General features: G+C 51.9%; 22 protein-coding genes. 17 read left to right on the forward strand and 5 right to left on the reverse strand.

Annotation, left to right across the window (positions count from 1 at the left end; translation table 11 throughout):
- Positions 1-72 precede the first annotated feature (72 nt).
- The 3 genes from LPB67_RS06295 to LPB67_RS06305 all read left to right on the forward strand — a co-directional run bounded on the left by LPB67_RS06295 (position 73) and on the right by LPB67_RS06305 (position 2,417).
- Entirely contained in the window at positions 73-1,119 is a 1,047-nt protein-coding gene (locus LPB67_RS06295; RefSeq protein ID WP_262836223.1) for a YgfZ/GcvT domain-containing protein, read from the forward strand.
- Between the two features lie 273 nt (positions 1,120-1,392).
- The gene (locus tag LPB67_RS06300; protein ID WP_262836224.1) at positions 1,393-1,680 is read left to right on the forward strand and encodes a DUF4936 family protein; all 288 of its coding nucleotides are present in this window, start codon (positions 1,393-1,395) and stop codon (positions 1,678-1,680) included.
- Entirely contained in the window at positions 1,671-2,417 is a 747-nt protein-coding gene (locus tag LPB67_RS06305; protein WP_262836225.1) for an NRDE family protein, read from the forward strand. Before LPB67_RS06300 ends, LPB67_RS06305 begins: the two co-directional genes overlap by 10 nt.
- Before the next feature lie 53 nt (positions 2,418-2,470).
- Here the strand turns inward: LPB67_RS06305 and LPB67_RS06310 are convergent, their stop codons facing one another.
- From LPB67_RS06310 to LPB67_RS06325, 4 genes are all read right to left on the reverse strand, one after another.
- Complete coding sequence (locus LPB67_RS06310; RefSeq protein ID WP_262836226.1) at positions 2,471-3,778, reverse strand: MFS transporter; 1,308 nt, start codon at positions 3,776-3,778, stop codon at positions 2,471-2,473.
- A 66-nt stretch (positions 3,779-3,844) separates the two neighbouring features.
- Positions 3,845-4,555, reverse strand: a complete 711-nt coding sequence (locus tag LPB67_RS06315) for a queuosine precursor transporter (RefSeq protein ID WP_262836227.1) — start codon at positions 4,553-4,555, stop codon at positions 3,845-3,847.
- A 218-nt stretch (positions 4,556-4,773) separates the two neighbouring features.
- On the reverse strand, positions 4,774-6,084 hold the full coding sequence (locus tag LPB67_RS06320) for a homoserine dehydrogenase (protein ID WP_262836228.1): 1,311 nt from the start codon (positions 6,082-6,084) through the stop codon (positions 4,774-4,776).
- Between the two features lie 129 nt (positions 6,085-6,213).
- Entirely contained in the window at positions 6,214-7,443 is a 1,230-nt protein-coding gene (locus LPB67_RS06325) for a pyridoxal phosphate-dependent aminotransferase (protein WP_262836229.1), read from the reverse strand.
- Between the two features lie 577 nt (positions 7,444-8,020).
- On the opposite strand from LPB67_RS06325, the gene LPB67_RS06330 reads away from it, so the two are divergent.
- From LPB67_RS06330 to LPB67_RS06395, 14 genes are all read left to right on the forward strand, one after another.
- Positions 8,021-8,398: an Mth938-like domain-containing protein gene (locus tag LPB67_RS06330; protein WP_262836231.1), complete on the forward strand. Its 378-nt coding sequence runs from the start codon at positions 8,021-8,023 to the stop codon at positions 8,396-8,398.
- Positions 8,395-10,101, forward strand: a complete 1,707-nt coding sequence (locus tag LPB67_RS06335) for a glycosyltransferase family 39 protein (protein ID WP_262836233.1) — start codon at positions 8,395-8,397, stop codon at positions 10,099-10,101. Before LPB67_RS06330 ends, LPB67_RS06335 begins: the two co-directional genes overlap by 4 nt.
- A gap of 1 nt (position 10,102) precedes the next feature.
- On the forward strand, positions 10,103-10,474 hold the full coding sequence (locus LPB67_RS06340) for a 4-amino-4-deoxy-L-arabinose transferase (protein WP_262836235.1): 372 nt from the start codon (positions 10,103-10,105) through the stop codon (positions 10,472-10,474).
- 119 nt (positions 10,475-10,593) lie between these two features.
- On the forward strand, positions 10,594-11,721 hold the full coding sequence (locus LPB67_RS06345) for a DegT/DnrJ/EryC1/StrS family aminotransferase (RefSeq protein ID WP_262836237.1): 1,128 nt from the start codon (positions 10,594-10,596) through the stop codon (positions 11,719-11,721).
- 16 nt (positions 11,722-11,737) lie between these two features.
- On the forward strand, positions 11,738-12,703 hold the full coding sequence (locus LPB67_RS06350; RefSeq protein ID WP_262836238.1) for a glycosyltransferase: 966 nt from the start codon (positions 11,738-11,740) through the stop codon (positions 12,701-12,703).
- Position 12,704: 1 nt separating this feature from the next.
- Positions 12,705-13,634 carry a formyltransferase gene (locus tag LPB67_RS06355; protein WP_262836239.1) on the forward strand — a complete coding sequence of 310 codons (930 nt, stop codon included), beginning with the start codon at positions 12,705-12,707 and terminating at the stop codon, positions 13,632-13,634.
- A 115-nt stretch (positions 13,635-13,749) separates the two neighbouring features.
- On the forward strand, positions 13,750-14,790 hold the full coding sequence (locus LPB67_RS06360; protein WP_262836241.1) for a bifunctional UDP-4-keto-pentose/UDP-xylose synthase: 1,041 nt from the start codon (positions 13,750-13,752) through the stop codon (positions 14,788-14,790).
- 10 nt (positions 14,791-14,800) lie between these two features.
- Complete coding sequence (locus tag LPB67_RS06365; RefSeq protein WP_262836243.1) at positions 14,801-15,742, forward strand: polysaccharide deacetylase family protein; 942 nt, start codon at positions 14,801-14,803, stop codon at positions 15,740-15,742.
- Between the two features lie 69 nt (positions 15,743-15,811).
- Positions 15,812-16,288: a peroxiredoxin gene (locus tag LPB67_RS06370; protein ID WP_262836245.1), complete on the forward strand. Its 477-nt coding sequence runs from the start codon at positions 15,812-15,814 to the stop codon at positions 16,286-16,288.
- Between the two features lie 117 nt (positions 16,289-16,405).
- The gene (locus tag LPB67_RS06375) at positions 16,406-18,124 is read left to right on the forward strand and encodes a PhoH family protein (protein ID WP_262836247.1); all 1,719 of its coding nucleotides are present in this window, start codon (positions 16,406-16,408) and stop codon (positions 18,122-18,124) included.
- A gap of 167 nt (positions 18,125-18,291) precedes the next feature.
- Positions 18,292-18,774, forward strand: coding sequence for a MarR family winged helix-turn-helix transcriptional regulator (locus tag LPB67_RS06380; protein ID WP_262836248.1), 483 nt, complete (start codon positions 18,292-18,294; stop codon positions 18,772-18,774).
- A gap of 44 nt (positions 18,775-18,818) precedes the next feature.
- On the forward strand, positions 18,819-20,333 hold the full coding sequence (locus LPB67_RS06385; protein WP_262836249.1) for an efflux transporter outer membrane subunit: 1,515 nt from the start codon (positions 18,819-18,821) through the stop codon (positions 20,331-20,333).
- Positions 20,333-21,535 carry an HlyD family efflux transporter periplasmic adaptor subunit gene (locus LPB67_RS06390; protein ID WP_262836250.1) on the forward strand — a complete coding sequence of 401 codons (1,203 nt, stop codon included), beginning with the start codon at positions 20,333-20,335 and terminating at the stop codon, positions 21,533-21,535. The genes LPB67_RS06385 and LPB67_RS06390 overlap by 1 nt, the downstream gene beginning before the upstream one ends.
- Complete coding sequence (locus tag LPB67_RS06395; RefSeq protein WP_262836251.1) at positions 21,535-23,103, forward strand: DHA2 family efflux MFS transporter permease subunit; 1,569 nt, start codon at positions 21,535-21,537, stop codon at positions 23,101-23,103. Before LPB67_RS06390 ends, LPB67_RS06395 begins: the two co-directional genes overlap by 1 nt.
- 193 nt (positions 23,104-23,296) lie before the next feature.
- Here the strand turns inward: LPB67_RS06395 and LPB67_RS06400 are convergent, their stop codons facing one another.
- On the reverse strand, positions 23,297-25,207 hold the full coding sequence (locus LPB67_RS06400) for an MFS transporter (RefSeq protein WP_262836252.1): 1,911 nt from the start codon (positions 25,205-25,207) through the stop codon (positions 23,297-23,299).
- Positions 25,208-25,662 lie beyond the last annotated feature (455 nt).

Here is a 25,662-nt window from a genome sequence, read left to right on the forward strand (position 1 = left end):
GTAGGTGGCAAACGCATTTTGCCGGAGCGCACTATAATCGAAAATGTGACCCGTATTTTAAACCGAGACTTCATGAACACAGAAACAATGACGAGCTGGCAGGATTTTTTAGCGCAACATGGCCATCAGAGCAGCGCACCGGTCTGGCAAAGCGCGGCCTTGCAAAGCGGTTTTGTCGCCGCACTCACGGACCAGGCCCTGTTGCTGGCGACGGGTGAGGATGCGCCGACTTTTTTGCATAATCAACTCACCAATGATGTCGAGCATTTAGAGTCCGATCAGGCCAGACTCGCCTGTTACTGTTCGCCCAAAGGCCGCATGATTGCCAGCATCCTGTACTGGAAAACCGGTGAAGGCATCGTGCTGCAACTGCATCACTCGATTAAGGCGGCAATCCATAAACGCTTGCAAATGTTCATCTTGCGAGCCAAAGCAAAATTACTGGATATCAGCCTGGATCAGGTCGTCCTGGGTATCGGCGGCGCTGCGGCTGCGGGCGTGTTATCGCGCTGGTTCCCGGCATTGCCGCAGCAGACCTACGCCAAAATTGACAACCAATTTGGCAGCCTGATCCGCGTCAGCGACGCCAGCACCAGCGCCCGCTACCAATGGATCACAACGAACGCCATAGCGCAGGATATCTGGCCGATACTCAGTAAAGAACTGAGCGCAGTCGATGCAAGCGCCTGGCGCTTGACCGAAATTCAGGCGGGGATTCCGCAAATCGTCGACAAAACCCAGGACCAGTTCGTACCGCAGATGGTGAATTTTGAATTGATCGGCGGCGTGAATTTCAAAAAAGGCTGTTATCCGGGGCAGGAAATCGTCGCCCGCAGCCAATATCTGGGCAAGTTAAAACGTCGCATGGCGCTGGCGCGCATCGCTCACCAAGGCGATCAGCCGATTGCGCCCGGTACCGAAGTATTTACCGCTGAAGAGGCCGGCCAGCCTTGCGGCATGATCGTGAACGCCGAGCTGGTCGAGGCAGGGCAATGCCTGTGTCTGGTCGAAATAAAAGTCGCTGATCAAGAGGCTGGCACCATTCATCTGGCCTCAGCCGCTGGACCGGTTTTGGTGTTTCTGGCTTTACCTTACCCAGTGATAGACGTGACAGCCTGATTGCGGCAAAGGATATACTCAACCCTAGTATATGTAATTTATAAGCTATTGCGCAGATAGAAAGCGCGGCTAGCGCCAATAATTACCTATACTCCCCATAAAACCATAAAAACAGGATGGACGAAAAATAAAAACGCACTTGCCGCAGAGACGCAAATAACGCAAGGAAAATTCCTCTTGCCCTATGCAGTCTGTATCTCGTGTTTATTTTTTGTTTTTGGGTAAGTCTGGAAAATAAGCAGTGCGCTGCCGGGCTGATGAAGGAAGACAAGAATGGACTGTTATATTTATTACAAAGTGCCGACGGAATTTCAGGATCAGCTGTTAGGACAAGTGCGCGGCATGCAAGCGGCACTGCATGCGCAGACTGGCGTAACTTCAGGCTTGCAAAGGCGGCCCGAGATCAACGACGGCATGCATACCTGGATGGAAATTTATCGCCATGTTCCCGAGAATTTCATTGCAAACCTGGCGCTGGCGGTACAACAGACGCGCTTGCTGCCATTGATTCACGGTGAGCGTCACCCTGAGTTTTTTATGGAGGTGATCCCATGTGTTTGATCGTCTTTGCCTGGAAGTTGCTTCCACATACGCCGCTGGTGGTCGCCAGCAATCGCGATGAATTTTATGACCGTCCTGCTGCGCCCGCGATCTGGTGGGAAAACTCGCCGCATGTCTTTGGCGGCCGCGATTTGCAGTCAGGTGGCACCTGGATGGGGGTCGCCAGCCAGGATGATCAAAACGCCGCCGCGAAAAAATTCGCGGCGATCACCAATGTCCGTGCGCCATCTGAGAAAAAAACCGATGCGCCATCGCGCGGCAAACTGGTGGCTGACTACCTGACCGGCAGCCTCAGCGCGCAAGAGTATATTGCCAGCATCAAAGACAAAGTCGATGACTACAATGGCTTTAATTTATTGGTCGGCGATGACCATGATCTGATCTGGTTTTCCAATCGCAAGCAGGATGATCCGCGTAATGGCCAGGCACTACCACCGGGCATCTACGGGATTTCCAACGCAGCGCTTGATACCCCCTGGCCGAAAGTCGTCAAGACCAAGGCCGAGTTTGCCAGTCTGCTGTGTCAGCGGGCGCCGGAAGAAGCCTATTTTGAAATGTTATCGAATACCACACCGGCCCCGGATTGCCGTCTGCCAGATACCGGTGTGAGTTTTGAGATGGAGCGCTTGCTGTCGGCGGCCTGCATAGAATCGCCGGACTACGGCACCCGCGTATCGAGCCTGGTCAGGATTCATAGTCATCATCCGGCTGAATTCCATGAAAAAGTATTGCGCTAGCCGGGCCTGAATCACCACTGGCATCCTGCTGCCTTGCCGTTCAAAAAAATGGCTTAGATATCGCGTAAAGGCGCGCGCCATAACAAGATCGCTGCAAGCAATTTCAACAGACAAGGAAAAATTGCGTAGGCAATTCCCAACGCCAGTATGCCCTGACTATCTGAGCCGCCCGGCGTGTAACCCAGATAATCCAGCAAAGGTAAAGAAACACCTGCAGCCAAAGCCAGATTCATCTTGGTGGCCCAATTCCACGTGCCAAAATAGGCGCCCTCTCTTTGGCCGCTGTGGCCGCCCTGGCGTATCACTGCCGCCAATAAGGCTGGCGGCAAAGCCAGATCCGCTCCCAGCGCGCATCCTGACAAAACACAGATCACGCCAAACGACACGCCGGCGCCAGCGTCCAGGCCAAATACCCACATAAACGCCGCAATCGACAACAGCATGCCGATCAGCCATGCTCTCGCCTCGCCCAGTTTGCCCGCCACCGTCACCCACAAGGGCATGGATAAGGCTGCCGCCACAAAATACAAGATCAAAAAAATTCCGGATAAATGCCCCAGTTGCAAGCGATCTTTGGCAAAAAATAAAAACAAGGTTGCCGGAATCGACGCAGCAATTCCATTCACCACAAATACGGTGAACAAACTGCGGAAATGGCGATTCCGGAACGGCAATTTTAATGAAGATAAAACTCTGCCAAGACCTGATGCACCGGATACAAATGTACTTGTATGAGGATTATTCACACCGGCGGCTTCGGGCGTCAGTGCCGTGCGTGATGCAGGTCGGGGCGCGTACCTAAAGAGCAGGCTGCCCGCCAACAACAGACTGACCACGAAACTGGTCGACAACCAGGCAATACTCGTCAATTGCGATAGTGCCGCTGCCGAGATCACGCCTAGCAGGCCACAGGCTTCACGCACCGCCGTTAACCGGGTTCTCTCTAACGGCGCCTGGGTTAATGCTGCGCCCCAGCTTTGATGGGCGATCGTCGCCAGACTAAAACCCGCGTACACCACCATCAATGCGCTCATAAACCAATAGAACGGTGCAAAATCAGCGATAGGCAGGGGATGGAATAAAGCGAGAAAACCGAAAATCAAGGGAGGTAAGGCAAGACTGATATAACGCGCATGAGATCGGCGATGATGGTTCTGATCGATCCACCAGCCGATGGCAGGATCAATAAATGCATCAAGCAAACGTGCCAGCAACAGCGCCGTGCCGATCAAGGTCAGAGATAGTCCAAAACGCTCTGAATAAAATTGCGGCACGTAGACGTAAATCGGCAAGGCGAGCAACGCCAGCGGCAGGCCAAAAAGACCGTAATTCAGCAAAGCCGGCAAGGACAATCGCGTCATCTCATGTAGTCCATTCAGGTTGGTTGACTGATGGCAGGCACGATCTCAATGTCATGGCTTTTTGAACTAGGCTTTGAGTTTAAAGGGATTAAAGTCGGTATCTTTATCGTAATAATCCTCGTTCTCTTTACGCTTTAAGAACGCGACGACTTTGTAGGTGAATGGCGTCATGACGACTTCCCAGCCGGTCTTCAGGATGTATTGCGCAATGATGACCGAGACCAATTGTTGATTCGACCAGATACCGTAAAATGCAATCACGTAAAACAAACTGGAATCGACAAATTCGCCGCAAATCGTCGATCCGATAGTCCGCATCCATAGCTGACGCCCGGCCATCGCCAGCTTCATTTTTGCCATGACATAGCTGTTTACAAAACTGCCGCACCAGAATGCAATCATCGACCCCAATACAATACGTGGCGTATTGCCAAATACCGCATCCAGATGCGTTTGATAGTCCCGGTTAAACGGATCGGCGGCAGGCTTCAAGGCCAATACAACCGCCGACATGACCGCGGCGAAAATCAAGGCGCCGAAGCCCGCCCAGATCACTCGCCTATCTCGTCCGTAGCCATACACCTCAGTCAATACATCGCCAAAAATATACGAGATCGGGAAAAACAATACGCCCGCACCGAAGGTCACTGTGCCCAAGATGGGCAAAGTCACTTCAGCGGCTTTGGCCGCACCGATCAGGTTAGAGCAAAGCAATACCGTCACAAAAGCCGCCATGACGAAATCGTAGTATTTGTACTGCGCGGCTGGACGTGTCATTTGTCAGTTTTCCGTGTAGATTTTATTGGGCAAATTGTCGGGTTCATGGCGCTCAATGCGGATAGTCAATGTCTCACTATGTTGTACGAGCGAGTTGCATTTTTGGATGTGCTGAATATTAACTTAGATACAAAAACAGCGTGACCATTGAAAAAGGTTCACGCTGTTTTTCTGCACTGAGCAAGTCAGCATACGCATTGGATGATGACGCTTGCCGCTTAGCTCAGTTCTTCCAGGCGCAATTTAGTCACCGCACCAAATACCGTCGATAAGCCTTCGATTTTTGCAATCGCCGACAAGATGTTTTTTTCCTGAGTCTGGTGAGTCAGGATGATGATGTCGGTTTTCTGTTCGCCTTCACCCGGTTCTTTTTGCAACATCGCATCGATAGAGATGGAGAAGTCCGCCAGGATTTTAGTCACATCGGCCAATACCCCGGCCTGATCCGCGACATGCATGCGCAGGTAGTAGCTGGTGACGATTTCCGACATAGGCAGGATAGGCAAGTTGCTCATCGCATTCGGCTGGAACGCCAGATGCGGCACGCGATGCTCCGGATCTGCGGTTGCCAGGCGCGTGATATCGACCAGATCCGCGATCACGGCAGACGCGGTCGGCTCCGCACCGGCACCTTTGCCGTAATACAGCGTCGCACCGACCGCATCGCCCTGCACCAGCACCGCATTCATCGCGCCTTCGACATTCGCGATCAGGCGCTTTTCCGGGATCAGGGTCGGATGTACGCGCAGCTCTATGCCTTGTTCGGTGCGTTTGGTAATGCCGAGCAATTTGATGCGATAACCGAGCTGTTCGGCATAGCGGATATCGGTTGCTTCGAGTTTGGTGATGCCTTCGACATGCGCTTTATCGAATTGCATAGGAATACCAAAGGCAATCGATGCCATGATGGTCGCCTTGTGTGCCGCATCGACACCTTCGATATCGAAAGTCGGATCGGCTTCGGCATAGCCCAGCGCCTGAGCCTCTTTCAGCACCGTGTCGAAATCCAGGCCCTTGTCACGCATTTCTGACAAGATGAAATTCGTGGTGCCATTGATGATGCCGGCGATCCACTGTATGCGATTCGCTGTCAAGCCCTCACGCAAGGCCTTGATGATAGGAATGCCGCCGGCAACTGCGGCCTCAAACGCCACCATCACGCCCTTGGCTTGCGCCGCAGCAAAAATTTCATTGCCGTGCGTTGCCAGCAAAGCCTTGTTGGCTGTCACGACATGCTTGCCGTTGGCGATCGCCTTCAAGACCAAATCCTTGGCAATGCCATAACCGCCGATGAGTTCAATGACGATATCGATCTCTGGATTGGTCACGACCAGGTTGGCGTCATTCACAACCTCGACTTCGCCATGAGTTAACTCACGCGCCCGCTCAACGTTCAGATCGGCCACCATGGCAATCTCAATCGAGCGGCCAGCGCGACGCGTAATTTCTTCCTGATTACGCTTCAAAACATTAAATGTGCCGGAGCCGACGGTGCCTATGCCTAACAGACCTACTTTGATGGGTTTCATAATATGTTAACTAGTAAAAATTGGGTTTATTCTAGTTCGCAGAAGAAAGGAGAACAAGGCGCGCCGCCGGCAGCGCTTCAGCACAGTAAAGCTAAGCAACGCTGTTATCGTTTTTTCTGCGAACTGGAACTAATTGGTGCCGTGACGTTTTCGATACCCTTCAAGGAAATGCGAAATACGTCCGAATGCTTCAGTCAAATCATCCGTATTGGGCAGGAATACCACACGGAAGTGATCGGGATTGATCCAGTTAAATCCCGTTCCCTGCACCAACAACACGCGCTGCTCGGTCAGCAGCTCATGAATAAATTCCTGGTCGTCCTTGATCGGGTACATCAAAGGATCCAGCTTCGGAAACATATACAGTGCTGCTTTGGGCTTGACGCAAGTCACGCCCGGTATATCGGTCAATAATTTATGCGCCAGATCACGTTGCTTCAGCAAGCGTCCGCCCGGGCCGACCAGGTCATTGATACTCTGGTAACCGCCCAATGCAGTCTGGATCGCAAACTGGCCCGGGGCATTGGCACACAGGCGCATCGAGGCCAGCATATTCAAACCTTCAATATAATCCTTGGCGTGACGTTTTTCGCCTGAGACTATCATCCAGCCAGCGCGATAGCCGCAGGAACGATAGTTTTTCGAGAGACCGTTCAAGGTCAAAAACAAGACATCATCCGCTAAAGAAGCGATCGAGGTATGCGTTGCCTCGTCATATAAAGTCTTATCGTAGATTTCATCCGCGAATACCACTAGCTGGTGCTGGCGGGCGACGTCGACGATCTGCTGCAAAATCTCGACCGGGTATAAGGCGCCGGTAGGATTATTCGGATTGATCACCACGATGGCCTTGGTATTCGGCGTGATCTTGCGCTTGATGTCGTCAATGTCCGGCATCCAGTCGGCACTCTCGTCGCAGACATAATGCACCGGTTTGCCGCCGGACAGGCTGACTGCCGCCGTCCACAAAGGATAATCGGGTGCCGGCACCAGTACTTCATCGCCGCCGTTGAGCAAGGCGTTCATCCCCATCACGATCAGCTCGGAGGCGCCGTTGCCGATGTAGATATCCTCTATCGTCACGCCACGGATATGCTTTTCCTGGGTGTAATGCATGATGGATTTGCGCGGCGCGAACATGCCCTTGGAGTCGGTATAGGCGGCGGCATTGTGCATGTTCAAGATCATATCCTGCACGATCTCGTCAGGCGGATCGAAATTGAACACCGCCAGGTTGCCGATGTTCAGCTTGATGATCTTGTGACCTTCTTCTTCCATCTGTTTGGCTTTTTCCATGACAGGACCACGGATGTCGTAACAGACGTCGGCTAATTTTTGTGATTTTTGTATGGGTCGCACTGCGGCAATCCTTGCTAATATTGGGGCTGCAGTACAGGGAAATGCTGCACTGCCGAACGTTCCATTCTGCCTAATACACACATTTTTATCAATGCGTTTCGTCGAATAATCTAATTTTATTCGTTCCTGCATGGCATTCGCCTTGATTTTGCCATCGTTTAGTTGGTGTTGATAAAAATAGACTTTGCCGGTATGCCCCCAGAAATATATTAATTTCCAAATGAATAGGACTTACGCAAAAGCCAACACACTCACCACCGAGACACGGAGAAAAGCAAGCGGAACTGCTTCAATTGCATGTGAATATCAAAACGAATCCGCAAGCAGGGTGCGCCTGTTGGCACGAAATGCCTCGGAAAGCCGCATCCAGCCTGCGGCTTCAATGACATGGAACTAAGCGGCTTGCCGTTTTGCGTAAATTCTAATGAATTGCAAGGTTTCAACTACGGCAATATTGCCCTGGGTGGTTTTGTTGCGGATTAAAACACACGATGAATCGAACCGGGATTGTGACTAGGACAAGTAAAAAAGTTACAATGCCGCACTCATCAGTTACCCAATTAATCGAGCACCCCAGATGAAGCTGCACTCCACTGCCACCCAGCAATATCAAACCATCACTGCCTACGATCGGGACAGTGTCGAAATCAATGCGATTACCTATAAGCATAGTCTGATTGTTTTGCCTGAGACCAAACCCGAGCAATGGTCGGCGACCAGTTTTGACGGCTTGAGCGCGGCAGACTTTGCGCAGATCGAAGCGACGGTGCCGGACGTGGTTATTTTAGGCACGGGTCTGAAACAACGATTCGTGCACCCTAAATTGACTGCCGCCCTGGCAGCGAAACGCATCGGCGTTGAATGCATGGACAATCAGGCGGCCTGCCGCACCTACAATATTTTGATGGCTGAGGGGCGTAAAGTCGCCCTGGCCCTGATCATGGAAGCTGCATGAAACAACACCGTTCTCCTTACGATTCGCCGACGACACTATGGCTGATCGCGCTGGTTTTTTTGCTGGCCTGGCTGTATATGCTCGGTGCGCGTACTTTAGTGCCAACCGATGAGGGGCGTTACGCCGAGATGGCGCGCGAAATGGTCGCGACCGGCGACTGGATTACGCTGCGCCTGAATGGCATCAAGTATTTTGAAAAACCGCCGCTGCAAAACTGGATGAATGCGATCAGTTTTGAGTTATTTGGCCTCGGCGAATGGCAGGCACGATTGTGGACCGGCCTGTGCGGCCTGCTGGGTATCGCGGTCACCGCTTATGCGGGATTCAAAGTATTCAATCGCCGGATCGGCATCAGTGCTGCGCTGATTTTGGGGTCCAGTTTTTTGTGGTTCGGCCTGGGACATATCAATACGCTGGATATGGGCTTGTCCGGCATGATGACTTTAAGCTTATGCGGTTTGCTGCTGGCGCAAAGACCCGACGCCAGTGCTGCTGAACAGCGCTACGGTATGTTGCTATGCTGGGTCGGCATGGCATTGGCGAGTATGTCAAAAGGGCCGATTGGCCTGGTCCTGCCAGGTGCGGCATTGGTCATTTACACCTTGGCGACGCGCGACTGGGCCTTATGGAGCCGTCTGCACCTGGGTAAAGGCCTGCTGGTATTTTTCGTGATTACCGCGCCCTGGTTTATTTTGGTCTGGCAAAAGAATCCTGAGCATCCTTACTTCTTTTTTATTCACGAAAATTTTCAGCGCTTCACCAGCAAAGTACATCATCGTGAAGGTGCCTGGTATTACTTTTTCCCCATCCTCATTTTAGGAATCCTGCCCTGGCTTGGTCTGCTGCTGCAGGGTCTTTGGTCGGGCCTGCGAGAGCAAGCGACGTCGAAGAGTTTTCAGCCAAAAAAGATGTTGCTGATCTGGTCCGTCTTCATCTTCGTATTTTTCAGTATGTCAGGCTCAAAATTACCCTCGTATATTTTGCCTATTTTTCCTGCCCTGGCCTTGCTGATTGCCGCTCAATTGGAGCGCGCATCGCTGATGTCGTTGCGGGTGACAACGGTTTTATTTGGCTTGCTCGGCTTGGCCGGATTGATTTTTGCCGGGAAAGTGGGCGGCCTGACGACATTGGCTTATGAAATTCCACTTTATCAAGCCTATGAACCCTGGGCTTATGCCGCCGCCGCGATTGCCCTGGCAGGCGGTGCCTTGGCGACCTACTTAGTCGGGCGCAATAAGGATGCCGCCGTCCTTACTCTGGCCGTGGCCAGTTTTATCGCATGGCAAGCATTGTTTCTCGGACACGAGCCCTTGGGGCGTTATAGCGCCGGCTTGCAGCATGTCGCGGCGATCCAGGCTGAATTAACGCCGACCACGCCAATTTATGCGGTCGGTCGCTACGAACAGGCGCTGCCCTTCTATTTGCAGCGCACGCTGATACTGGTGGAGCATCCGGATGAAATGGAGTTCGGCCTGCAACAGCAACCCGAACTCTGGATACCCAAGCGCGCAGATTTCGTTGCCAAGTGGCGCGACTACAGTGTCAGCGGCAAAGCGGCAGTAGCCATTATCCGTACCGACATTTATGAAAAATTCGTCCAGGAGCAAGTGCCAATGCGCGTGATCGGCCAAGATCCAAGGCGCGTCATTGTGTCCAACCTCCTTACTCAACCAACTTCAACCACAAATCCAGCGGCAAAATAAGATGAATATAGGTACTTTTGGTTTTATCCTGACCGGCATTTTCCTGAATGCGTTTGCGCAACTGCTGCTCAAGCAAGGCACCAGGGCAGTGGGCGCGATCCACCTGACGGCAGAAAATTGGTTTTCAATCGCGCTGCAACTGGCGACCCAGTTGCCGATCATCGGCGGGCTGACATGTTATGTGATGTCGGTGATCGTCTGGATTATCGGCTTGTCGCGTGTCGATGTAACGATTGCGTATCCGCTGCTGTCGATTGGCTATGTCGTGAATGCATTGGGAGCCTGGTATTTCCTCGGCGAAGTGATGTCCCTGCAACGCATGCTGGCAATCCTGGTGATCATCATCGGGGTCGCCCTGCTGGTCAAAAGTTGACCGCAATCATTTAGGTTTTATGGGGAGTATAGGTAGAAATAGACCTTAACCCGCATGTTTTATAGCGATCTTAAAAAATACCCCAGATCAGTATAGATAATTATCAAAAGGAATTCGTCATGACTACCGCCCTGCCCTTTCTACCTTTCACCAAACCGACTATCGATGAAGAGACGATTGCCGCGGTTGGCAATGTCTTGCGTTCCGGCTGGCTGACTAGCGGCCCTAATGTGCAGGCGCTGGAAGCGCAATTGTCGGACTATTTTGGCGGTCGTCCGGTACGCACCTATAACTCAGGCACTTGCACCATGGAAATCGCCTTGCGCATCGCCGGCATCGGTGCCGGCGACGAAGTGATTACCACACCGAATTCCTGGGTCGCCACTGCGAATGTGATTATCGAAGTCGGCGCCACGCCGGTATTTGTCGATATCGAGGCCCGCAGCCACAATATCGATCTGGACAAGGTCGAAGCGGCCATCACGCCACGCACCAAGGCCATTATCCCGGTCCACATGTGCGGCCTGCCTTGCGATATGGATAAGCTGTATGCAATCGCCAGGAAACACAATCTGCGCGTAGTCGAAGATGCAGCACAAGCCATCGGCTCGACCTGGAAAGGCCAGCGCATCGGCGCCTTTGGCGACTTTGCCTCATTCAGCTTTCAGGTGAATAAAAACATCATGACCGGCGAAGGCGGTTGCCTGGTGTTGAATAACGCCGAAGAAGCCCGTCTGGCGGAAAAATATCGCCTGCAAGGCGTGACCCGCAGCGGTCTCGATGGCATTGATGTGGACGTGCTCGGTGGCAAATACAATATGACCGACATCGCCGCTGCGATTGGCTTGGGCCAGATGAAGCATCTGACGGAATTTAATGCTAAACGCAAGGCGCTGGCCCAGCACTATTTCGCGGCCTTTGGTCAAGACTTTGAAGCACGGAGCGGCGCTGAATTGCCCATCGCCGATTTTGAGAACAGCAACTGGCATATGTTCCACATCGTTTTACCGGAACGGATTAAGCGCAGCGAATTCATGCAGCAGATGATGGAGGCTGGCATCGGTCTCGGTTATCACTACCGCGCAATCCATTTGTTCAGCTATTATCGTGCTCGCGGCTTTACCGATGGCATGTTCCCGATTGCAGAACGGGTCGGCAAACAGATCGTGACGCTGCCCTTATTCCCAAGCATGACCGAAGCCGATGTCGAAAGAGTCGTGACTGCGGTAAAATCTCGCCTTTCCTAATTTTGAGCCACGTTTGATGAAACCAGAACTTTCCGTCGTCATTCCCGTTTATAACGAAGAGTCCGGCCTGGCTCAGTTATATGCGCGTCTGTATCCCGCCCTGGATGCATTGGCAGCGCGCGGCGTCAGCTATGAGATTGTGTTCGTCAATGACGGTAGCCGCGACAACACCGCTGCGATGCTCGCCGATCAATTCCGCCTGCGTCCCGATGTGACGCGCGTGGTGCTGTTCAATGGCAATTACGGTCAGCACATGGCGATTCTGGCGGGTTTCCAGGCAACGCATGGGAATATCGTCGTGACTCTGGATGCAGATCTGCAAAATCCACCGGAAGAAATTGGCGCGCTGGTCGACAAGATGCGCGAAGGCTTCGACTACGTCGGTTCGATACGCCGCAAGCGCCAGGACTCTGTCTGGCGCACTTATGCCTCCAAAGCGATGAACCAGATCCGCGAAAAAATCACCCGCATCAAAATTACCGACCAGGGCAATATGCTGCGCGCCTACGGCCGCAATGTGATTGATCTGATTAATCAGTGCAATGAAGTCAACACCTTTGTACCGGCACTCGCCTACACTTTTGCCCGCAAGCCGACCGAGATCACCGTTGAGCATGAGGAACGTGCGGCGGGCGAATCCAAGTATTCCCTATACAGCCTGATCCGCTTGAATTTCGATCTGATGACCGGTTTTTCCATCATGCCTTTGCAGCTATTCTCTATGCTGGGCATGGTGTTGTCCGTGGCTTCCGGTTTGCTCGTGTTTTTATTGCTGATACGTCGCTTTGTATTAGGCGCAGAGGCGGAAGGCCTGTTCACTTTATTTGCGATCGCCTTCTTCATGATGGGCGTGATCTTGTTCGGCATCGGTTTGCTGGGCGAATATGTAGGTCGCATTTATCAACAGGTCCGGGGACGTCCACGCTATGTGGTGCAGGCAATCCTCGAGCAAACCAGTACCGACGCCGCAGAAACCAACTAAGATGCTTCCATCCCATACCACAGCGGTCGTCTTCGCTTATCACAGCGTCGGCGTCCGCTGCATTAAAACCTTGCTGGCGCGCGGCATAGCGATCGCGCTGGTCGTCACGCATGAAGACAATCCCGCCGAGACCATCTGGTTTGAATCAGTGGCGGCTTTATGCAAGGAACACGGCATACCAACGATCACCCCAAGCGATCCAAAGTCGCCAGAATTGCATGCGCAAGTAGCCGCGGTTGCACCGGATTTCATTTTCAGTTTTTATTACCGGAATATGTTGCCGGTCGAATTATTGGCCCTGGCAAAACGTGGCGCATATAACCTGCATGGCTCGCTGCTGCCGAAATATCGCGGTCGCGTCCCGGTGAATTGGGCGGTACTCCATGGCGAAACCGAAACCGGTGCCACCTTGCATGAAATGGCACTCAAGCCGGATGCCGGCGCGATCATTGCGCAGACTATGGTGCCGATTTTGCCGGACGACACGGCTTTTGAGGTGTTTGGCAAATTAACCGTAGCCTCAGAACAGACTCTATGGTCATCCCTGCCCGGCCTGATCGCCGGGACTGCACCGAAACTCATCAATGAGATAGCCAAAGGCAGCTATTTTGGCGGGCGCAAGCCGGAAGACGGCCGTATCGACTGGCAGCAAAGCGCACAACAAGTGTATAACCTGCATCGTGCGGTAGCACCGCCGTATCCAGGTGCCTTCACCGAACTGCATGGCAAGATTTATGTTATCGGAAAAGCACGATTATTGGCCGCATCAACAGCAAAAATCACCGCAGATTTGCCGACAGGCTTATGTGTAGTGGATAATGCTATCCTTGGCGTTTGCGGCGATGGCCGTGCGCTTACTATTACTGAGTTGTTATTGAATGGCGAAGTCGTGACGGCTGCAGCACTGGATGCAGCACTCAAGTCGCATTGATGCATCCTCTGCATTCAGTCTACTTAGCTTGATCAAGTTGACTTAAGCTGAGCGATCTGATGTGTCCAACGAACCCGGCCACCAATTAATTTTAAAAAATCACAAAGAAATTATCATGAAAAAAGTCCTCATTCTCGGCGTCAACGGCTTTATCGGTCACCACCTGTCCAAACGCATCCTGGAAACGACAGACTGGGAAGTCTATGGCATGGATATGCAAACCGAGCGTCTGGGCGACATGATCAATCACCCGCGCATGCATTTCTTTGAGGGTGACATCACCATCAATAAAGAATGGGTTGAATACCATGTAAAGAAATGCGATGTGATCTTGCCCCTTGTCGCGATCGCGACGCCGTCCACTTATGTTAAACAGCCTTTGCGCGTGTTTGAACTCGACTTTGAAGCCAACCTGCCTATCGTCCGTTCCGCTGCCAAATACGGCAAGCACCTGGTGTTCCCGTCAACTTCCGAAGTTTACGGCATGTGCCACGACGACGAATTCGATCCCGAGCAATCCGAACTGATCTGCGGCCCGATCAACAAGCCGCGCTGGATTTATTCCTGCGCCAAGCAATTGATGGATCGCGTGATCTGGGGTTACGGCATGGAAGGCTTGAACTTCACATTATTCCGTCCGTTTAACTGGATCGGCGCCGGCCTCGACAATATCCACACACCAAAAGAAGGCAGCTCACGCGTCGTGACGCAATTCTTTGGTCATATCGTGCGTGGCGAGAACATTTCCCTGGTCGATGGCGGTGCGCAAAAACGTGCGTTCACTTATATCGATGACGGTATCGATGCTTTGATGCGTATTATCGACAACAAGAACGGCGTTGCCAGCGGCAAGATTTATAACATCGGCAATCCAGTTAACAACTACTCTATCCGCGAACTCGCACACATGATGCTAACGCTGGCGGCTGAGTACCCGGAATATGCAGACACCGCGAAAAACGTACAACTGACAGAAACAACCTCCGGCGCGTACTATGGCGCAGGCTATCAGGACGTACAGAACCGTGTGCCAAAAATCACCAATACCTGCGAAGAACTGGGCTGGGCGCCGACCACGGATATGAAAGACACCATGCGTAATATTTTCGACGCTTACCGCAGCCAGGTCGCCGAAGCTCGCGCGCTGATGGACTAAGCAGCGCCCAATGCCAAGCATCGTCTTAAAAATTGATGTCGATACCTTTCGCGGCACCAGGGAAGGCGTACCCAATCTGGTACGCCTGCTCAAGCAGCATCAGGCTGGTGCCACCTTCCTGTTTTCATTAGGCAAAGACCATACCGGCTGGGCCTTACGACGCGCTTTTCGCCCCGGTTTTTTCCAAAAGGTATCACGCACCTCGGTGGTTGAACATTACGGGTTGAAGACTCTGATGTATGGTGTTTTTTTACCTGCCCCGGATATCGGTAAAGATTGCGCCAAACAAATGCGTGCGGTGCAAGAGGCTGGCTTTGAATGCGGCATCCACACCTGGGATCACGTCGTCTGGCAAGATAATGTGCGTCAACGTGACGCAAGCTGGACCCAACACCAGATGCAGCAAGCCTATGCACGCTTCCAGGAAATATTTGGCGTTGCGCCTAAGACCCATGGCGCAGCGGGTTGGCAAATGAATGCGCATGCTTTTCAACAACTCGATCAGTTCGGCATGTCTTATGCCTCCGACGGGCGGGCCTTGCTGAATGACAACGGCAGTTTAACCAATCCCGTAGCAGGTCCGTATCGCCTGCAAGTCCATGGAAAGCCCCTGACTTGCATACAAATGCCTACTACGCTGCCAACCCTAGATGAAATGCTGGGTCGCGACATCGAAGGCAGCGTCATCAATGAGTCAAATATTGCCGCTACTATTCTCAAATTGACGGCGGCACCGAGAGATCATGTGTTTACCTTGCATGCAGAACTTGAAGGACAGAAACTCGCCCCCATCTTCGAGGAATTGCTGAAAGGTTGGCGCGAGCAAGGTTACGATTGTGTTTCGATGGCGGATTTTTATGCCACCATCAAAAACGAGGAGTTACCGATTCATGCGATCAATTGGGTTGAGTTGCCCGGTAGATCTGGTGAATTGTTTGCGTTAGCCGCTTAAGCTGTAGCTGACCCGGATGGATGGCGGACAGCTTGACTGCTTCTCCATCCATCTATCCAGGAGACTACCGTGGCCGATAGCCCATCCGCACTGCATTGCCAGGTTCCAGATTTTTCTGCTGCCATGACCAGCGAACTAAGTTTCCAGCTCAGTCAATACGCTGGAAAAACCCTTGTCATCTATTTTTATCCTAAAGACAACACTCCTGGCTGCACAACCGAGAGCCTGGCTTTTCGCGATGCCCATGCTGCATTTGAAAAAAATAACGCCGTCGTATTTGGCGTGAGCCGCGATAGCCTGCGTTCGCACGAGGGATTCAAAGCCAAATTAGGATTGCCGTTCGAGCTCATTTCCGACCCTGACGAGACCGTATGCAATTTGTTTGATGTGATGAAGATGAAAAATATGTACGGCAAACAACATCGTGGCATCGAACGCAGTACTTTTGTGATTGACGGCAGCGGTAAATTAGTGAAAGAATGGCGTGGAGTCAAAGTAGCTGGACATGTTGATGAAGTGTTGGAATTTGTGAGCGCACACCAGTAATTGAAATCTAAAATTTTCTTCGAAAAAAGCCGCAATTGGAAGTATCCCGGATTAATCCGGCATCCTTCCGAGCGGCTTTTTGACTTTTAAGCTCTCACACTTTTAGAAGAGGTCCTAATGCCCCTGCCGAAAATGCCGACCAAACCTGCGGCTCTGCTATCCCCAAAGGATTATCCCAAAGCAGATAAATCGAAAACCTTAAAATCTGCCAGATCTGAAGTTAAAGCCGTCCCAACGAGAATGGTCGAAGCAATCCCCCCTTCGAAACATGCTCATGTAACAAGCGTCACAAACGCCCCCCCAGTCGCCAAACTTGCGCCAGTAGCGAAAATTACTACGCCTGCAATGACAAAATCGACGGCAAAACCGACTGCTGCCAAACACGAGAATCGCATTAAATCGGGCACAAGTCGTGCTGCAGACAAATCTGGCGTCATCAAGTTATTCGTCCTCGATACGAACGTGCTGATGCACGATCCGACATCCTTGTTCCGCTTTGAGGAGCACGATGTTTATCTGCCCATGATCACGCTGGAAGAACTCGACGATCATAAAAAGGGCATGTCGGAAGTTGCCCGCAATGCGCGCCAGGTATCGCGCTCACTGGATGCGCTGGTAGGCGACATCGATCATCATGAAATAGAAAAAGGTATTCCTTTAGCGAAACTGGGAAATAAAGATGCGAAAGGTCATCTGTATTTCCAGACCAAATTGCAAAGCGCAGACTTACCGCAAGGCTTGCCGCAAGGTAAAGCCGATAATCAGATCCTGGCGGTGGTCCGCGCGCTGGAGGCGGAATCTCCCGACCGTCCCGTCGTACTGGTATCGAAAGATATCAATATGCGCATTAAGGCCCGCGCCTTAGGTTTGCCTGCGGAAGATTATTTCAACGATCACGTACTCGAAGATTCCGACCTGCTCTATACCGGCATCGTGCAACTGCCGGATGATTTCTGGAATAAGCATGGCAAAGGCATAGAAACCTGGCAGGAAAATCGTAATGGTCTGAGCACGACGTTTTACCGCATCACGGGGCCGATTATTCCCAGCCTGCTGGTGAATCAATTCGTCTATCTGGAACCAAAAAACGGCGAAGCCTCGTTCTACGGTCATGTTCGCCAGATCAACGGCAAAACCGCAGTACTGCAAACTTTGCGCGACTACGGTCATGCCAAGCATAGCGTCTGGGGTGTGACTTCGCGCAATCGTGAGCAGAATTTTGCCCTGAACCTGCTGATGGATCCAGAGTGCGATTTCGTCACATTGCTGGGACAAGCCGGTACCGGTAAAACCCTGTTGGCACTGGCTGCTGGACTGGCGCAGGTATTGGAAACCAAGACCTATAACGAGATTATCGTCACTCGCGTCACCGTTCCGGTCGGCGAAGATATTGGCTTCTTGCCTGGTACGGAAGAAGAAAAAATGTCGCCGTGGATGGGTGCCTTTGACGATAACCTGGAGGTTTTGAATAAATCGGATAACGATGCCGGTGATTGGGGGCGTGCAGCGACGCAAGATTTAATCCGTTCCAAAATCAAGATCAAGTCGCTGAACTTCATGCGCGGCCGCACCTTTGTGAATAAGTTTTTGATTATCGACGAAGCGCAGAATCTGACGCCGAAACAAGTCAAAACCCTGGTAACCCGTGCTGGTCCGGGTACCAAGATCATCTGTTTAGGAAATATTGCGCAGATCGATACGCCTTATCTGACCGAAGGTTCCAGCGGATTGACCTATGTAGTCGATCGATTCAAGGGTTGGGCACATAGCGGCCATGTCACCTTGGCACGCGGCGAACGCTCTCGCCTGGCAGATCACGCCAGCGAAATCTTATGATGTGAACTCCCCGGACTTACTCCCAACGGCACCTCAGGGTGCCGTTTTTCTTTGTACCTCCCGATTTCAAGATCGGAGAAAATTGAGAAAAGCGCGTTTTACAGGCCTTCAGCAAAGTTTTTTAATTTAATATATTATATTGCCTAGGCAACTAAATTTTTACGATTATGGAACAGCAATCCAAGGCATTTTCCTTTTCTAGTTATCAGGTTGAAGAGAGCGTCGGCTATCTTTTGTCCCGAACTAAAACCATGCTTTCCAAAGCGGTGGATGACTCACTGGTTGACTTGGGCATCACGCACGCTCAGGCCAGCGTCATCATGATGCTGGCGATTGGGCGATGCAGTACCGCGGCCGAACTGGCGCGCGACTTGTTTATTGACGCCGGCGCTATGAAACGCATGCTGGACCGACTGGTAGTAAAAGGTTTTTTAGCGCGCACGCCGGATGTCACTGACAAGCGTTTATTCAAATTAATACTGACGGAACAAGGCCGGACCTTGGCAGAATCGCTACCCCCCATCTACCACCGTAACCTTGACATCGCCTTCACCGGATTTAGTCCCGAAGAAATCGGTTTTTTAAGAAGCTTATTAAAAAAACTGTTAGCCAACCGCTCCTTATTTGAACAAACAGCTTCACCTGAATAATCATTGCCAGGACATATATTATTTTTCTTTTTCGACAAGATTTTATGAAACTCACTCTCAAACGGCAAAGCTGGCTGCAATTAGCCATGGCAAGCAGCCTGATGCTAACGCTGCCAGGCTGTGCCAATTTTACTGGCATACAAAGCAATGCCCAGTTGCGCTCACTTCCTTCGTCAACCCCGGCAACGAATTCTCCGGCTGTCTACTGGCAAGATGCTAATTGGGCGCAACAAATAGGCGGCAAAGATTTGCAGAGCCTGATTGAGACCGCAATCACAGATAATCCCGGACTGCAGGTCGCTGCGGCCCGGATCGCCAGTGCCAAAGCAATCATCGAAGCTACGGGTGCAAACGACAAAGTCAGCGTCAATGCAAGTCTGGACAGCACATATCAGCGCTTTACCGAGCACGGCATGATCCCGCCTCCCCTGGCAGGATCGACTAAGAGCAATAATCAAATTGCCCTGAATTTTGCTTATGAACTCGATTTTTGGGGCAAACATTCTGCCGAGATGCGCTCTGCGCTCTCTCAGGAAAAAGTTGCCCTGGCCGAGCAGCAAAGTGCGAAGTTGATGCTGAGCACCGCGATCGCCCACGCCTGGGTGCAATTGGCGCGCCAATACGAACAACTAGAGTTGAGTACGCGGCAATTGGCCGTCCGCAACAAACTCGACGAACTCACCAGACAAAGAGTCAAGGCTGGCCTCGACACCAGCACCGATATACAACAAAGCCTGATTCAAAGTTCGACGCTGCAAGCAGATATCAATCAGTGGCAAGAAGCGATTGTATTAACCCGCAATCAATTAGCCGCGCTATCAGGTCAATCGCCTGAGCATGGTTTGCTGATTGCGAAACCTGTGCTAAATGCGCTTGTTAATACTTCATTGCCAGAGCAATTGCCGCTGGCCTTATTGGGCCGCAAAGCCGACATCGTGGCAGCGCGCTGGCGTGTAGAAGCCATCCAAGGTGAAGTCGATGTGGCAAAAACCCAGTTTTATCCGAATATTAATTTGATCGGTTTTGCCGGCGTCTCCAGTCTTGGCCTGCCCAATCTGTTCCAGAGCGGCAGCACGATCATCGGCGCGGGTCCTGCTATTCGCCTGCCGATTTTTGAAGGCGGTCGTTTGCGGGCCCAGCTCAAAGGCAAGGTCGCGTCCTATGATGCGGCAGTGGCTACCTACAATCAAAGCCTGACCGATGCCATGCGTGAAGTGGCGGATCAGGTGCAATCGCTCAAAACCATCGAAGCACAAGATAAAAATCAGCGCATTGCTGAAGCGGCTGCAGTCAGGACGATCGATCTGGCGCAGCAACGACAGCGTGCAGGCACTGCCAATATGCTGCCGGTACTCGCAGCAGAAAATATTCGCTTGATGCAGCAAAAGCTCTTGCTGGACATTCAAATTCGCCGCACCGATCTGCAAATCAACCTGATCAAAGCCTTGGGTGGCGGGTACGACTTACCCGCCGCGCTGCAGATGCCGCAGCAACATCCCCAGGCAAATAATTCAACGCATAGTCATCCTCAATTACCAATTAACGCGGAGGCCGCATAATGAACGCGCCCGATACAAATAAAAATTCCAACGCAACAACCGTACCAGCGCCTGTCGAAAGCAACACCAAGCGTCGCGGCTTATTGATCATTGCCACCGCCATTTTTGTGATTGCCGGTATTGCTTATGCGATCTGGTGGTTTACTGTCGGCAGTCATTTTGAGCATACAGAAGATGCGTATGCCGCAGGCAATGTGGTCCAGGTGACGCCGCAAGTCGCCGGAACGGTATTGGCGATTCATGCTGACGATACCGAAATGGTGCAAGTTGGCAAGCCCCTCATTGAACTCGACAGAGCCGATGCCAAGGTCGCTTTAGAGCAAGCCGAGGCGCAACTGGCGCAAAGCGTACGCGAAGTCCGCGTCCTGTTCGCCAACAATGCCCCCTTACAGGCAAATGTCAGTGCGCGTAGCACCGAAGTAGAGCGGGCCAAAGCCGATCTGGCGCGCCGTCAACAATTGATCAGCACTGGCGCGGTATCAACAGAAGAAGTTGAGCACGCCCGTTCTGCCTTGCAAAGCGCAGAATCTGCATTGCTGGCAGCACGCGAGCAACTTGCTTCCAACAAGGTGCTGACCGATCGTACCAGCGTGGAACAGCATCCGAATGTCCAGCGGGCGGCGGCTCGGGTACGTGAAACTTACCTGGCTTTCGCGCGTACCAGCTTGCCGGCGCCGATGTCGGGCTACATCGCCAAACGTTCGGTACAAGTAGGCCAGCGGGTTGCCGCCGGAACGCCTTTATTATCTATCGTGCCGCTGAACGCATTATGGGTCGATGCAAATTTTAAAGAAGTTCAATTGGCGCATATGCGCATTGGCCAGGATGTGACTTTGCACTCCGATTTATATGGCTCTGGCGTTGAATATCACGGCAAAGTTGCCGGCATGTCTGCCGGCACCGGTTCTGCTTTCGCTTTATTGCCATCGCAAAATGCCAGCGGCAACTGGATCAAGGTAGTCCAGCGCGTCCCCGTCCGTATCGCACTCGATGAAAAAGAACTGGCAGCGCATCCGCTGCGTATCGGCCTGTCGATGCAGGTAAAAGTCGATATCTCGCAACAGCAAGGCAATGCACTGACTGCGGCGGCTCCTGTAAGAAACACTGCCGCCTTCAAGACCGACGTATTTGAGCAAGCCGGTAAAGAAGCCGATCAGCGCATCGCCCAAATCATTAGCAATAATATCGCCAAGAATCCGTAATGAACGCGCCAACTAAGCCAGCGGCAGGCGCAGCCTCCCTATCGCCGTTAAAGGGTGCCCAGCTAGCGATGGGAACCCTGGCACTGTCCCTGGCAGTGTTTATGAACGTGCTCGACTCATCGATTGCGAACGTCTCGATTCCTGCAATTTCCGGCAACATGGGCGTTTCGCCTCAGCAAGGCACCTGGGTCATTACGTCGTTTGCGGTAGCGAATGCGATTTCAGTACCGCTGACAGGATGGTTGACGAATCATTTTGGACAAGTGCGTTTGTTCATGTCGTCGATCCTGTTATTTGTGCTGTCGTCGATACTATGCGGCATGGCACCGAATATCGAGATGCTGATTGCAGCGCGGGTTTTGCAAGGCGCGGTCGCAGGTCCCATGATTCCGCTTTCCCAGTCTTTGCTGCTGGGCAGTTATCCCCCCTCAAAAAGCGGGATGGCCTTGGCGCTGTGGGGAATGACGACCCTGGTTGCGCCGATTATGGGGCCGCTGCTGGGAGGGTGGATTTCCGACAATTATTCATGGCCGTGGATTTTTTACATCAATATTCCGGTAGGTTTATTCACAGCATGGGCGACCTGGTCGATTTATCGAAAACGTGAATCGCAAATTAAGCGTTTACCGATAGACACCGTCGGCCTCGCGTTGCTGGTGATCTGGGTCGGCGCTTTGCAATTGACGCTGGATAAAGGGAAGGAACTCGATTGGTTCAATTCCGGTGAAATTATCCTGCTCAGCGTCATTGCCTTGGTCGGACTGATTTACTTCATTATCTGGGAACTCGGCCACGATCATCCGGTGGTTGATTTGTCTCTGTTCAAGGGGCGTAATTTCACCGGTGGCGTCATCGCGATTTCGATCGGTTATGGCTTGTTCTTCGGTAGCCTGGTGATCATGCCTTTGTGGTTACAGACGCAATTAAGCTACACCGCAACTGAAGCGGGCAAAGTCATGGCGCCCGTTGGCGTATTTGCGATCTTGCTGTCACCGGTGATCGGCAAAATCTTACCCAAAGTAGATACCCGCAAAGTCGCCACTGTGGCGTTTATTTTGTTTGCCGTGGTTTTTTATATGCGTGCGCAATTCACGACCGATGTAGACACCATGACTTTGCTGATCCCTACCCTGATCCAGGGCGCGGCGATGTCGATGTTCTTCATTCCATTATCGTCGATTATCCTGTCTGGACAGCCGATGGAAAAACTGCCGGCGGCATCGGGATTATCGAACTTTGTCCGCATCATGTGCGGCGGCATGGGCGCCTCAATCACAACCACCTTATGGGATAGCCGCAGCAGTCTGCATCACGCGCAACTCACCGAAAGTACAGGCAGTGCTTATCCAGCCTTCGTGCAAAGCGTACAATCCCTGATGCGACAAGGCTTGCCAGAACCAGCCGCATGGGCGGTAATCGACCGCACGATTTCCATTCAGGCCAGCACCATGGCAGCGACCGACATTTTCTGGATATCGTCGTTTATGTTCCTGGGACTGATCGGATTGGTCTGGGTTACCAAACCGAAAAAATCTACCGCCCCCATAGACGCTGGCGGTGCGCACTAGGTTGTGCTGTTATAGCTATCTGATCGACACGATATAAATCGTATTCATACCGTTCACTCGTTGCTCAAAATAATTCAGACAATTATTTTAAGCAGTCGATGAGCGGTATTTTTTTGATATTTGATGAAAATACAGCTTCAAATTTATCGAAGCTGCCCCCCTAAAACGATCAGGCGGCGCAAGCTGATCGTACTTATCTCCAGTCGCCGCGCAAGGCCAGCACTTTCTCCTGCAAGATAATTGGCGATACCTGCGCGGCGGTCAAGGACTCGCCCACCGCCAGTTCAAGTTTAGAAAAAGGGCCGCGACGGAAAGAACGTTCAAACGGATTGCCTTTGCCCCGGGTCAAAAAGCTGCCCCATAAACCGCGCAAGGCCATAGGGAATACCGGCACGGGCGAACGTTCCAGCATCTTCATAATGCCGCCCTTAAATTCATTCATGTCGCCCGTCGTTGTCAGCTTGCCTTCGGGGAAGATGCAGACCAGCTCACCTTCATGCAAGGCTTGGGCGATATCGATATAGGCTTTTTCCATGGTCCACGGATCTTCTTTGGCAGGCGCAATCGGGATCGCTTTTGCCGTCTTGAATACCCAGGATAAAAATGGAATTTTAAAAATACGGTGATCCATCACAAAGCGGATCGGCCGCGGACTGGAACCCATGATCACAATCGCATCCATGTAGCTGACATGATTGCATACCAGGATAGCCGCACCTTCGGCAGGGATGCGATCCGTATTTACGCCCTTGACGCGATGAATCGTGTGGATCAGCAACCACGCGATAAAACGCATCAGGAATTCCGGCACCAGGCTGAAAATATAAATGGCCACGATCGCATTCAAAATCGCTGTCGCCATGAAAATCTCGGGAATGGTAAAACCCTGCTTCAGCATCAGCATCGCCGCCAGTGATGCAACCACCATGAACAAGGCATTCATGATGTTCATCCCGGCAATCGTGCGTGATAAATGCTTAGGATCGCAGCGGGTCTGTATCAGGGCAAACAAGGGCACGATATACAGGCCGCCGAAAATACCGATCATCACGATATCGAACAAAACCCGATGACTACCGGTCTGATGAAAGAAGCCAGCCGCATCCAGAGTTTGCGCCGCGCCTGCTGCCGCTTCCAGCGCGTGGGTATAAGCGACGCTGGATAAGTACAGGTCGAAACCGAATACCGACAAACCAATCGCGCCGAAAGGCACCAGACCGATTTCAACCTTATGGCCGGACAGCCGCTCGCATAATAAGGAACCGGCGCCTATGCCAAAAGAGAAAATCGTGAGCAAAAGCACGAACACGCTGTGATCGCCATGCAGGTAATTTTTTGCATACAACGGGAACTGCGCCAGTACAATCGCACCGTAAAACCAGAACCAGGAATTGCCGAGCAAAGATAAAAATACCGGACGATTCTGCTTGCTGAAGCTGATATTGCGGACTGTTTCAGTGGCAGGATTCCAGTTGATGGTTAACTCGGGTTCTGGCGCCGGTGAATGCGGAATACGCAAGCTGGTGAGCCAGCCTATGATCGCAATCACGATCGTGCCGCCGGCAACCAATTCTATGCCCCAGGGTTTATGCACCACCAGCATCGCACCTAAAATTTCTCCCAAGAGGATGCCGACGAAGGTACCCATTTCGATCACGCCGTTACCGCCGATCAGTTCATCGGTCCTGAGATGTTGCGGCAAATACGCGTATTTCACAGGACCGAATAAAGTCGAATGTATGCCCATACCGGCAACTGCGGCAATTAACAGCCACAAATTATGTGTCATCCAGCCGGTTGCGGCGACCACCATGATGGCGATTTCGAGCAATTTGACTTTGCGGGCGACCATGCCTTTCTCGAATTTATCCGCTAATTGTCCGGACGTCGCAGAGAACAATACAAACGGCAAAATGAAGAGGCCAGGTATCAGGTTATTCAACAAACCGACATCCAGATCAGTCCACTGCAGCGCATCGTAAGTGAGAATGGTCAGCAATGCCGTTTTAAAAACGTTGTCATTAAACGCTCCGAGAAATTGCGTCCAGAAGAAAGGCGCAAAACGACGTTGCTTTAACAGGGAGAACTGACTTTGTTGGCTCATGGGCGGGAATCATCCAGGTAAGTTGAGTATTGGACAGCGACTTGACGGCATCGCTCTCCATTGCATCAATTGTAATTTAGACGCAGGTCATACACATAGAAAATCTGATACTGAATAATGCCGGCATTACCCGTCCTTTCTTTCGTAAGACTTACGCAAAACGGAAAACGACTTACCTCAGCTCATATTGAACCCGCAGGCTGGATGCGGCTTTCAGAGGCATTTCGTGCCAGCAGGTGCAACCAGCTTGCGGGTTCGTTTTAGGGAACTTCTAAAAACCCCATACTCGAGCGCATCGCGTCGTTACAAAGCCTCGCAATACCGACATATTGCTGCGTTTTGTGCCTAGCGCGGCATCTCGATTAAAGGGTTTTTAGAAGTTCCCTTTAATATCACCATGGCATGGAGCTGTTTACTCTTGTCTTTCCTCTGTACCGCCGTGTCTCGGTGGTGAG

Origin of the sequence: Undibacterium sp. Jales W-56, from assembly GCF_025548535.1 — a bacterium.
Lineage (GTDB): Bacteria > Pseudomonadota > Gammaproteobacteria > Burkholderiales > Burkholderiaceae_D > Undibacterium.